This is a genomic window from Streptomyces sp. N35, assembly GCF_016464295.1.
In the GTDB taxonomy this organism is placed as follows: domain Bacteria; phylum Actinomycetota; class Actinomycetes; order Streptomycetales; family Streptomycetaceae; genus Streptomyces.
The window spans coordinates 77,343-89,040 of record NZ_JAEIMH010000035.1; the positions used below are offsets into that span (position 1 = coordinate 77,343).

Here is an 11,698-nt window from a genome sequence, read left to right on the forward strand (position 1 = left end):
CCCACCCCGGGCAGACCGGAGCTCACCCCGGATAGACCGGAGCAGCCCCCTCCTTGACCACCAGCTTCCAGTCCTCGCCCTCGGCACGCCGCACGATGCCGTCCTCGGAGTGCGCGACGAGCGCCAACTGCTCGTTCTCGGAGGCCGCGACCGCGGTCACGCCGTTCAGACCCGGCAGCGCGGGCTCGTCCGGCAACGAGCCGTCGCTCTGCACGAACCGCATCTGCTGCACCCCGCCGGCCTCCTTGCCCACCACGAGCAGCCGGCTGCCGCCGGCCCAGGACATGGCGGTGACCTCCATCTTGGGTGCGGCGGGCCGCAGTTCGGTGACGGAGAGCTCCTGCTTGCCCCCGGACGTCGTGCGCAGGACACGGCCGATCCGCAGCCCGGTCTTGCCGTCCTGCTCGACGAGCAGCGCGATCCGCACCCCGTCGGCCGCCACCCGTACCGCCTTGATCCGGCCTTCGCCGTCGGCCCCCAGCTGCCGGTCGAACGTGACCTCGACCGGCTCGCCCCGCCCCTTGTCCAGCCACAGCAGCCGCGGGTTCTTGGGGTCCTGGTCGGCCACCCACAGATCGCCGCGCCCGTCCCAACTGGGCGGTGTGAGACGCTCGTCCTCCTTGGACGCCTTGCTGGTCACCTTGGCCTTGTCCAGAGAAGCGCCTTCGAGCATGGTGCCCACGAACAGCGAACTCCCGTCCCTGGACACCCCCGCGGCCCAATCCTCGTCACGCGAGACGGCGGCCGAACGCAGCTCCTGCTCCCCCGAGCCGATCGCACCGTGCACCGTGTCGGTCACGGGACTGCTCTTCGGCATCCGTACCAACTGGTGCTTCTTGTCGATGAAGTACTGGAACTCGGGCTGCCCCGCCGGATTGGGCGCGAGGGCTTTGGCCCCGCCCTCGTCGAGCAGACAGAGCGAGGACTCCCCGTCCGAACGCAGCAGCTCCACCTGCTCGATCCCGGACGGCTTGGTCAGATCGTTCAGCGTGAAGTAGATCTGGGCGGCCATCTTCTTGCAGAGGTCCGGCTTGATGTTGTCGGCCTTGCTGCTGAGCGGCACCCGCAGCCGCTTCTGGTCGTCCGGCGTGAGTTCCTTCGTGCCCTTGCGCAGGGTCGTATCGCTCGGGAACCGCGACGAGACCACGGGATCGAGCCAGCTGGTGGGCCCGGCGAGGAGCGCCTTGACCACCTCGGCCAGCGGCGGCTCCTGATCGCCGCGCACGTAGACGGGGTCGGCCACGAGCGGCGCCGGCTGCGGCTGCTCATCGTCGCCGCGCGCCATGTCCGACGCGTAGTAGTACTTGTTGACCGGTTTGTAGAGGCGCTGGAAATCGGTCTCGCCGAGCACCACGCCGACCGGCGGCTTGGAGATCCGCCACTGGCCGCCCGTCTTCCCGCCGGCCTTCCCGCCTTCCTTCACGAGCTGGATGGACTCGCTGTACCGCTTGGCCTCCGGCTGATACGCCTGGTCGGCGTCGATCGTCGCCACCGCATTGCCGTCCAGCTCGTAGCCGTAGCTCTCCGCGGTCTCCAGCTCCTGCACGGGGCTCAGCGACGACGCCTTCGGTCCGTCCTCGAGAACCGTCGTCAAACTCTCCGGATTCCAGCTCTTCGCCGCTTCGGCGGTGAGGTACTTGCGCGCGATCGAGTAATCGGGGTCATCGCCCGTCAGCGTCTCGAGGAACCCGTCGAGGATCTCCCCGGGCTTGGCGTTGTCCTTGGGCGGCGCCGCGAAGACCCGGACCCGCGGTTCGTTCGGCGACGCGTCGACCGGCTCGGGCTCGCCGTTGCTGGGCATCGACGCACAGCCGGCGAGCAGCACACCGCCACAGCCGAGCAGCGCGACCTTGCGGCCCAACAGCCGCCCGCGCCCCACACGTTCAGCGCCCACGCCTGCCCTCCCCTTCGGTCACGCCTTCGTCCGCCACGTCCGCTTCCCGGGACACCTGCGGCCCTTCCCGTACGGGAAGTTCGCCGGGCTCGTCGTCCCGGCTGCGCGTCGGACGCGGCACGACACGCGCGCCGTTGCCGGGCAGCGCCGTCGGATCGACGGAACTGTGCCCCCTCGGGGGTACGGACGCGGCGGAGGGTATCGGCCCCGGTACGCGCTCCTGGGCGGCCTGGGCCGGAACCGTCGCGCGCTTGCTCTGGCCGCCCGAGGGCAGCCCCGCCTCGCTGAGACCACGATTGCGGCGCGAGTCCTCCGGCTCCAGGGGTATGGGCGATCCGCGCAGCGGCTCGTCCGCGGTGCGCGGCAGCGTCATCCGGAACTGCGAACCGCCGCCAGGCTCACCCCACGCCTGCAGCCAGCCGCCGTGCAGCCGGGCGTCCTCGAGGGCGATCGACAGGCCGAGTCCGGTACCGCCCGTGGTGCGGGCACGAGCCGGATCGGCGCGCCAGAAACGGTTGAACACCCGGGTCGCCTCACCCGGCTTGAGCCCCACACCGTAGTCGCGCACGGCCACCGCCACGGCGCCGCCGGCCGAGGCCAGCCGCACCACGACGTCCTTGCCGTCGCCGTGCTCCACCGCGTTGACCACGAGGTTGCGCAGGACGCGCTCGACACGGCGGGCATCCGCCTCCGCTATCACCGGCTGGCTGTCGCCGACGATCCGGACCCGGCTGCCCTTGCGCTCGGCCAGCGGTTCGGCGCCGCCGACGACCCTCCGTACGACCTCACGCAGATCTATCGGCTCGGCCTCGAGCGCGGCCGCGCCGGCGTCGAAGCGGCTGATCTCCAGCAGATCGGCGAGCAGCGATTCGAACCGGTCGAGCTGATCGGTGAGCAGCTCGGCGGAGCGCGAGGTCACCGGGTCGAAGTCGACGCGCGCCTCATGGATGACATCGGCGGCCATACGGACGGTCGTCAGCGGAGTGCGCAGTTCGTGCGAGACGTCGGAGACGAAGCGGCGCTGCATCCGCGAGAGGTCCTCGAGCTGCTGGATCTTCAACTGGAGGCTCTGCGCCATCTTGTTGAAGGCCTCGCCGAGGCGCGCGATGTCGTCCTCGCCGGTGACCTTCATCCGCTCCTGCAGACGCCCGGCCGAGAGCCGCTCGGCGATCCCGGCGGCCATCCGCACCGGCGTCACGACCTGGCGCACCACCAGCCACGCGATGGCGCCGAGCAGCACCACGACGAACAGACCGGCTGTCGCGAGAGTGCCCTTGACCAGGGTCAGGGACTCCTCTTCCTGCGCCAGCGGGAAGACGTAGTAGAGCTGGTACGGATTTCCCTCGACGTCGTCGAGTCGCTTGCCGATGACGAGCCCGGGCTCGGGGGCGTGCCCGGCCTTCGGGGTGTAGACCACGGTGGAGAAGCTCTGGAAAGCGCTCGAATGCTTGTCGATCTGCTGCCGCAGGGCGTCAGGGACCGTCTCGGTGGAGACATCGCCGGAGGAACGCGGCAACCGGTTGCTTCCCGAACCACCGCCCGCGCTCGACGCGATGGCCAGGACGTGGAAGGCGTTCTGCCCACCGCTGGCCAGTTGGTACACGGTGTCGGTCAGCCATGCGTTGGCCTCCCCGCCCGAGCCGCGCGTCGCACCCTCCGAGCCGTCGCCCCTGGACGCACCGGCGAGGCCCTCCGCCACCTTGAACCCGCCGGTGGCCTGGATCTGCGCGGCATTCTTCTTGGCCTCGAGCAGCCCGTTGCTCACCTGGCTGATGACCACGAAGCCGAGCACGAGCACCACGACGATGGACATCAGCAGGGTGCTGGCGACCACCCTCAACTGGATGTTGCGCCGCCACAGCCGCATCACCGGCAGCAGCGGTCGCCGCACCCAGCGCGTGAAAAGCCGCAGGAAGAGGCTGCTCTGCACCCCGTCCTGGAGCAGCAGTCCGCCCCTGCGGAACCGCCCGATCAGGGACGTGCGCCCGCCGGGGCCCAGCGGCCGCTCCGGACGCCGGCCCTGCTGCCCGGACGCCGAAGCGGCACTGTCCCCGGGCACCTCAGCTCGGTCCGGCCTTGTAGCCGACGCCGCGCACGGTCACCACGATCTCGGGGCGCTCGGGGTCCTTCTCGACCTTCGAACGCAACCGCTGCACATGCACATTGACCAGACGTGTGTCCGCCGCATGCCGGTAGCCCCACACCTGCTCGAGCAGCACCTCACGGGTGAACACCTGCCACGGCTTACGGGCAAGCGCGACCAGGAGGTCGAACTCGAGCGGCGTCAGCGCGATCGAGGAGCCGTCCCGCTTCACCGAGTGACCGGCCACGTCGATGACGAGGTCACCGATGGTCAGCTGCTCCGGTGCGGGCTCCTCGGACCTCCGCAGCCGCGCCCGGATACGGGCCACGAGCTCCTTCGGCTTGAACGGCTTCACGATGTAGTCGTCCGCGCCCGATTCGAGCCCGACCACCACATCCACGGTGTCGCTCTTGGCGGTGAGCATCACGATCGGCACGCCGGACTCGGCCCGGATGAGACGGCAGACCTCGATACCGTCCCGGCCGGGCAGCATCAGGTCGAGCAGCACCAGATCGGGCTTGGCCTCCCTGAAGGCAGCCAGCGCCTTGTCTCCGTCAGCTACGAACGACGGCTCAAAACCTTCTCCACGCAGCACAATGCCGAGCATCTCGGCCAGCGCGGTGTCGTCGTCGACGACAAGGACTCGTCCCTTCATAGACGACATCATCCCATTCTTGTAACGGCGGAGTAGGCCCTGGTGAGGTAGGTCACGGGCTCGTGACGCTAGTCGCCCGGAGCAGTCACTGTCTGCCCCTGTGCACGGACGCCGACACACAAGCCCTCGCGTAAGCCGAATCGGCGCCCGGAACCACGGAGTTCGGCCGAAACCTCACCCCTTGGGAACCTCTTCCTGCTCCCGAAGACCTCGCGCACACAGCTCCGCCAGCGCATCGGCAGTGACCGGGGACACCACACCATGTTCGGTGACGATCGCGGTCACGAGCTCCGCCGGTGTCACATCGAACGCCGGGTTGTACGCCTGCGTGCCCAGCGGCGCCACCGGGATCCCGCCGCCGGGCTCGACACCGGCCGTCGGCAGCTGCGGCGCGGCGAACTCCGTCACCTCCTGCCCGGCCCGCTGCTCGACCTCGATCGACGCCCCGTCCGGGGTGTCCTCGTCGACGGTGCTCAGCGGCGCGACCACGATGAACGGCACATGGTGATAGCGGGCCAGCACGGCGAGCGGATAGCTCCCCACCTTGTTCGCCACCGCCCCGTCCGCCGCGATCCGGTCCGCACCGATCAGCACCGCGTCCACCTCCCCCGCCGCGAACAGCGAACCCGCCGCGTTGTCGGTCAGCAAGGTGTACGGCATGTCATTGCGCGCCGCTTCGTACGCGGTGAGCCGAGCGCCCTGCAGCAGGGGCCGGGTCTCGTCCACCCAGAGCCGCCGCAGCCGGCCGCTCCGGTGGGCCTCCAGGGCCACGGCGAAGGCCGTGCCCTCACCGCCGGAGACCAGCGCCCCCGTATTGCAGTGCGTGAGGATCCGGTGCGTGCCGCCGGACAACAGCTCGTCGAGCAGCGCGAGACCGTGCGCCGCCATCCGTAGCGAGGCCTCCGCGTCCTCACGGTGCAGCGCCCGCGCCTCGGCGGGCGCCGCGGCGGGCGCCTCGGCCTGGTCCGCGCCGTCCTGGGGCGCCGCCCGATGCGCGGCGCGGGCACGCTCCACGCCCCGGGCGAGGTTGACCGCGGTGGGCCGCGCGGTGGCCAGGGCGTGCGCGGCCTCCTCGACGTCGAAGCCGCGCACCGCGGCCAGCGCCACTCCGTAGGCGCCCGCGATCCCGAGCACCGGGGCACCGCGCACCGCCAGCGACTGGATCGCCTGCACGAGAGCGGGGGCGTCGGTGCACACCCACTCGACTTCCTCGGCCGGGAGCCGGGTCTGATCGAGGAGCACGAGTACGGGGCCTTCAGGTGGCTCCTCCCACCGGATCGCAGGGATGAACTCGGGCCGGCCGTCCTTGAGGGATGGTGCGTACTGATCAGCCATCCGTCCAGTCTGCCCCGTACCCGAGGGACAATTGAAGGTGCACAGCCAATGGAGTGCCCTGCCTGCCCGGCCCATGAACGGGTATGCCGTGGCACGATGGCTGCCAACCTGCCGCCGCACACGCGGACGGGCACCGTGAAGGAGCGACGATGAACGACACTCCGGGCTGGGCCTCGCCCGGATCTGCCCCCTCCGACGGGCAGCCCGACGGGCAGCCCTCTGGAGAGGATCACGCCGTGCCCCGCCCCGCCGAGCCCGCAGACCCGCAGGACACCGCCCAGGACAAGTGGTCCAAGCAGCAGCCGCCCGCCGGCCAGTGGTCCGCTCCCGGCGTACCGGGTCAGCAGCCCACGCCCGGACCTCAGCAGTGGGGCGGCCCCACCGCACCGCCCGGCCGGGGCCCCGGCTGGGGCGGCGGCTGGAACGCACCGCCGGCGGCGGCCAAGCCGGGTGTCATCCCGCTCCGCCCGCTGGGCGTCGGCGAGATCCTCGACGGCGCGGTGTCCACGATGCGCGCGCACTGGCGCACCGTGCTCGGCATCTCCCTGACCGTGGCGGTAATCACCGAGATCGTGGCGATCCTGCTGCAGGGCTTCGTCCTGAACAGCGGCGCCAGCACGGAGGTCCTCGAGGACCCCAACGCCACCGCCAGTGAACTGCTCAGCGCCACCGGCACCGTCATGCGCGACTCCGGCGTCCTGCTGCTGCTCTCGCTGCTCGCCACCTTCGTCGTGACGGCGCTGCTGACCATGGTCACCAGCCGTGCGGTGCTCGGTAAGTCGGTCACGATCGGCGAGGCCTGGCACGACGCCCGGCCTCAGGTGCCGCGTCTGCTCGGCCTGACCTTCCTGCTGCCGCTGATCGGTGCGGGCATCGTCGCGGTCGGGACGCTGCCGGGCATCCTCGTGGCCGTGGCCGGCTCCTCGGAAGGCGGCGCGACGCTGGCCGTCCTGGGTGGCCTCGCCGCGCTGGTCGTCGCGATCTGGCTCCTTGTCCGCTTCTCGCTCTCCTCCCCGGCCCTGATGCTGGAGAAGCAGACGGTCCGCAAGTCCCTGTCGCGCTCCGCCAAGCTCGTGAACGGCTCCTGGTGGCGGGTCTTCGGCATTCAGCTGCTCGCCGCGATCCTCGTGAACATCGTGGTGTCGATCATCGTCATCCCGTTCTCGTTCCTGGCAGGGGCCCTGAGCGGCGAAGGCATCGGCGGCTTCCTCGAAGCCGGCGGCGACGCCGGCTGGACCTTCCTGATCATCACCGGCATCGGGTCGGTCGTCGGCTCGATGCTCGCGTTCCCGATCACCGCGGGCGTCAGCGTGCTGCTCTACATCGACCTGCGGATCCGTCGCGAGGCCCTCGACCTGGAGCTCGCCCGCGCGGCCGGTCTCCAGCAGTCGGGCCCCGGAACCTCCGGCCAGCAGCCCGGGAGCTGATGCGGTGATCGTGTCGGGGGGAGTCACGCGCACAGCAGCACCGCGGCCGTTCACCGGTGAGGAACCGCCGGTGACGATCCCGCGCGATCCGGCCCGGGAGGCCGCCGAGCGCGAACTGTCCGACCCGCGGTACCACCAGAACGATCCGAGCCTGTTCGAGCGCATCCTGGATCGCCTCTGGGAGTGGATCAGCGACCTCTTCAGCGCCGCTTCAGGAGCCACCCCGGGGGGTGCGCTCGGCCTGCTCGTCATCCTCGTGTTCGTCCTGCTGCTCGTGGCCGCCCTCTGGTGGCGGCTGGGCACCCCCCGCCGCTCGCCCACGACGTCGGCCCAGTTGTTCGACGACGGCCCGCGCAGCGCCGCCGAGCACCGCGCCGCCGCCGAAGCCCATGCCGCGGCCCAGCACTGGACCCAGGCGGTACAGGAACGCATGCGCGCCGTTGTCCGCTCCCTCGAGGAACGGGCCCTCCTCGACGTACGCCCCGGCCGCACGGCCGACGGGGCCGCCGCGGGAGCCGGGCGCGCCCTGCCGGGGCACACGGGCCGCCTGCGCGCGCCCGCCCGCCCGTTCGACGACGTCACATACGGCGGCCGTACGGCGGACGAGTCCGCGTACCGGCGCCTGACGGAGCTGGACCGCGATCTCGAACAGACCCGGCCCGCCCTCAGCGGGGCCGCCGCCCAGGGGGCCGTCGAATGACCGAGGCCACCCACGCCACCACGTCGGCCTCCCCCACCGCCCGCCAAGTGTGGTCCCGCTCCCGCGGACTGCTGCTCGCGCTCACCGTGTTGCTGATCGCCGGTGTCGTCATCGCGGCCGTCCAGTCGAACGAGCAGCACGGCCGCCTCGACCCGCGCTCCTTCGACCCCTCCGGCAGCCGTGCGGTGGCCGAACTCCTCAAGGACAGGGGCGTCGACACCCGCGTCGTCACCACGACCGACGCGGCAGCGGAAGCCGCGAGCCCGGACACGACCCTCTTGGTCGCCTCCCCCGACCTCCTCACGGAAAAGCAGCAGACAGCGCTGTACGAGGCGACGCACAACTCCGGCGGTCGCACCCTTCTGCTCTCGCCCGGCCCCGCCTCCGTCGACCGGCTCGCACCCGGCGTGACGGCATCGATGCCGGGCGTCGATCCGGCGCTGCGACCCGCCTGTTCGCTCCCGGAGGCCACCCGCGCCGGTGACGCGGACACGGGCGGCATGCGCTACACCACCACGGCCGAACAGGCCACGTCCTGCTACCCGGAGGGCGGCGAGGCCACGCTGGTGCACCTGCCCACCGGTGACGGCGAAACCGTGGTGCTCGGCGGCCCCCGCTTTCTCTACAACGATCTGCTCGACGACCGCGGCAACGCCTCGCTCGCCCTCCAACTCCTCGGTTCCCGCCCGCATCTGGTCTGGTACCTCCCCTCCCTGGGTGACGCGGCGGCCACCGATGGCGGCGACCGCAGTTTCTTCGACCTGATCCCTTCCGGCTGGCTCTGGGGCACGCTCCAACTCGCCCTGGCGGCAGCCCTGGCCGCGCTCTGGCGCGCCCGCCGACTCGGCCCCCTGATCCCGGAACGGCTGCCCGTGGCCATCCGCGCCTCCGAGGCCGTCGAAGGCAGAGCCCGCCTCTACCGCAAGGGCAACGCCCGCGACCGCGCCGCGAGCGCACTCCGCACGGCAGCCCTCACCCGTCTTGCTCCTCTCGTCGGTGTCCCGCCCTCCCACGCCCACAGCCCGGAGGAGATGCTCCCCGCGCTGTCCGCCCAACTCCCCGACGGAGCCAGGGACCTTCACTCGCTGCTCTTCGGCCCACCTCCTGGCGACGACGCCGCCCTGATCGCCCTCGCCGACCAACTCGACGCCCTCGAAAGAGAGGTACGCACTTCATGAGCGCCCCGATCTCCGACACCCCCGGGAACGCGGACCGCGCCCGCGCCTCCCTGGAGGCCCTGCGCGCCGAGATCGCGAAGGCCGTGGTCGGCCAGGACCCGGCGGTCACCGGCCTGGTGGTCGCCCTCCTGTGCCGCGGCCACGTCCTGCTCGAAGGCGTCCCCGGGGTCGCGAAGACTCTGCTCGTACGCGCCCTTGCCTCGGCTCTCGAACTCGACACCAAGCGCGTCCAGTTCACCCCCGACCTGATGCCAAGCGATGTCACCGGCTCGCTCGTCTACGACGCCCGTACCGCGGAGTTCTCCTTCCAGCCCGGCCCCGTCTTCACCAACCTCCTGCTCGCCGACGAGATCAACCGCACGCCTCCCAAGACCCAGTCCTCCCTCCTCGAGGCCATGGAGGAACGCCAGGTCACCGTCGACGGCACCCCCCGCGCACTCCCCGACCCGTTCCTCGTCGCCGCCACACAGAACCCGGTGGAGTACGAAGGCACTTACCCCCTCCCGGAAGCGCAGCTCGACCGCTTCCTGCTCAAACTGAACGTCCCCCTTCCGTCCCGCCAGGACGAGATCGCCGTGCTCAACCGGCATGCGGAGGGCTTCAACCCCCGCGACCTCGCTGCCGCAGGCCTCCGCCCCGTGGCCGGTCCTGACGATCTCGAGGCAGCCCGAGCCGCCGTGGCCAAGACAGCTGTCTCCCCCGAAATCACCGGCTACGTGGTGGACATCTGCCGTGCCACCCGCGAATCCCCGTCACTCACCCTTGGTGTCTCACCCCGAGGTGCGACCGCCCTGCTCTCCACCGCACGCGCCTGGGCCTGGCTCACCGGACGCGATTACGTCACGCCCGACGACGTCAAAGCCCTGGCCCTCCCCACCCTTCGGCACCGCATCCAGCTCCGCCCGGAGGCAGAGATGGAAGGAGTCACCACCGACTCCGTCATCACCGCGATCCTCGCCAACGTCCCCGTCCCCCGCTGAGGTCGAGGACCCATGGCACTCACCGGTCGGGCCGCCCTGCTCGCGGCCCTGGGCTCCATCCCCGTAGGTCTGCTCGCCCCCAGCTGGACGGGCCTGATCGCGGTCAATTCACCCCTCGCACTCGCAATGATGTGCGACTACGCCCTCGCGGCGCCAGTGCGTTCGCTCCGTTTCACCCGATCCGGTGATACATCAGTTCGACTAGGTGACACCGCGGACATCACGCTCACGATCGAGAACCCGTCGCACCGCCCACTGCGCGCCCAACTCCGCGACGCCTGGCCGCCGAGCAGCTGGACGCCCGGCACGGAGACCGCCGCATCCCGCCATCGTGTCGACGCACCTGCCGGTGAGCGCCGCCGCATCACGACCCGCCTCACGCCGACCCGACGCGGCGACCGCGAGGCGGAACGCATCACCATCCGCTCATACGGCCCTCTCGGACTCCTGAACCGCCAGGGCAGCCACAAGGTTCCCTGGACGGTTCGCGTCCTGCCGCCCTTCCACAGCCGCAAACACCTGCCGTCGAAGCTGGCCCGGCTCCGTGAACTGGACGGCCGCACCAGCCTGTTGACCCGTGGCGAAGGCACCGAGTTCGACAGCCTCAGGGAGTACGTGCCCGGCGACGACACCCGTTCCATCGACTGGCGCGCCACTGCCCGCCAGTCGGCGGTGGCCGTCCGCACCTGGCGCCCCGAACGCGACCGCCGCATCCTCCTGGTCCTGGACACCGGCCGCACCTCGGCCGGCCGCGTCGGCGACGCACCGCGCCTCGACGCCGCCATGGACGCCGCCCTCCTCCTGGCCGCTCTCGCGACCCGAGCCGGCGACCGCGTGGACCTCCTCGCCTACGACCGACGCGTCCGCGCCCTGGTCCAGGGCAAAGCGGCCGGCGACATCCTCCCGTCGTTCGTGAACGCGATGGCCACGCTCGAACCGGAACTCGTCGAGACGAACTCCCGCGGCCTCGCATCGACCACATTGAGTACGGCGCCCCGCCGCTCCCTGATCGTCCTCTTGACCAGCTTGGACGCAGCCCCCGTCGAAGAGGGGCTGCTCCCTGTACTCCCCCGGCTGACCAAGGGCCACACAGTGGTTGTCGCCGCCGTGGCCGATCCCCGCATCCAGAAGATGGCCACCGCACGCGGCACGGTGGACGGCGTCTACGAAGCGGCGTCCGCGGCCCAGGCCCAGGCGGAACGCCGTCGTACAGCGGAGAAGCTCACCCGCCATGGAGTGACAGTGGTAGACGCAGCACCGGACGAGCTCGCCCCTGCTCTCGCGGACGCATACCTCGCTCTCAAGGCCGCCGGCCGGCTTTAAGAGCGGATTCAAAAGGACCCTGAAAACAAGAAAACCCCCGAGTCGATGACTCAGGGGTGTTCTCTACAATTAGTTCGGCGGCGTCCTACTCTCCCCCCGGGTCCCCCCCGGAGTACCATCCGC

At 71.0% G+C, this 11,698-nt stretch carries 9 protein-coding genes; 5 read left to right on the top strand and 4 right to left on the bottom strand.

The genetic code is table 11. The features are described from left to right. Positions 1–22: 22 nt before the first annotated feature. The 4 genes from JAO81_RS20440 to mtnA all read right to left on the bottom strand — a co-directional run bounded on the left by JAO81_RS20440 (position 23) and on the right by mtnA (position 5,967). A complete protein-coding gene (locus JAO81_RS20440; protein ID WP_199549348.1) occupies positions 23–1,801 on the bottom strand; it encodes an LpqB family beta-propeller domain-containing protein in 1,779 nt (592 codons plus the stop codon). A gap of 82 nt (positions 1,802–1,883) precedes the next feature. After that, positions 1,884–3,953: an MtrAB system histidine kinase MtrB gene (gene mtrB, locus JAO81_RS20445; protein ID WP_199549337.1), complete on the bottom strand. Its 2,070-nt coding sequence runs from the start codon at positions 3,951–3,953 to the stop codon at positions 1,884–1,886. A 1-nt stretch (position 3,954) separates the two neighbouring features. Next, the gene (gene mtrA, locus JAO81_RS20450; RefSeq protein ID WP_199549338.1) at positions 3,955–4,644 is read right to left on the bottom strand and encodes a two-component system response regulator MtrA; all 690 of its coding nucleotides are present in this window, start codon (positions 4,642–4,644) and stop codon (positions 3,955–3,957) included. 162 nt (positions 4,645–4,806) lie between these two features. Next, complete coding sequence (gene mtnA, locus JAO81_RS20455; RefSeq protein ID WP_199549339.1) at positions 4,807–5,967, bottom strand: S-methyl-5-thioribose-1-phosphate isomerase; 1,161 nt, start codon at positions 5,965–5,967, stop codon at positions 4,807–4,809. Positions 5,968–6,116: 149 nt separating this feature from the next. On the opposite strand from mtnA, the gene JAO81_RS20460 reads away from it, so the two are divergent. From JAO81_RS20460 to JAO81_RS20480, 5 genes are read left to right on the top strand one after another with little or no spacing between them, the layout of a single operon-like run. After that, entirely contained in the window at positions 6,117–7,394 is a 1,278-nt protein-coding gene (locus JAO81_RS20460) for a glycerophosphoryl diester phosphodiesterase membrane domain-containing protein (RefSeq protein ID WP_199549340.1), read from the top strand. Positions 7,395–7,398: 4 nt separating this feature from the next. Beyond that, entirely contained in the window at positions 7,399–8,094 is a 696-nt protein-coding gene (locus tag JAO81_RS20465) for a DUF4129 domain-containing protein (RefSeq protein WP_199549341.1), read from the top strand. Further along, positions 8,091–9,272 (top strand): DUF4350 domain-containing protein, encoded by a 1,182-nt coding sequence (locus JAO81_RS20470; RefSeq protein ID WP_199549342.1) that lies wholly within the window; start codon positions 8,091–8,093, stop codon positions 9,270–9,272. The genes JAO81_RS20465 and JAO81_RS20470 overlap by 4 nt, the downstream gene beginning before the upstream one ends. Further along, positions 9,269–10,252 (top strand): MoxR family ATPase, encoded by a 984-nt coding sequence (locus JAO81_RS20475; RefSeq protein ID WP_199549343.1) that lies wholly within the window; start codon positions 9,269–9,271, stop codon positions 10,250–10,252. The genes JAO81_RS20470 and JAO81_RS20475 overlap by 4 nt, the downstream gene beginning before the upstream one ends. 12 nt (positions 10,253–10,264) lie before the next feature. Beyond that, positions 10,265–11,575 (top strand): DUF58 domain-containing protein, encoded by a 1,311-nt coding sequence (locus JAO81_RS20480; protein ID WP_199549344.1) that lies wholly within the window; start codon positions 10,265–10,267, stop codon positions 11,573–11,575. The last annotated feature ends 123 nt before the right edge of the window (positions 11,576–11,698 follow it).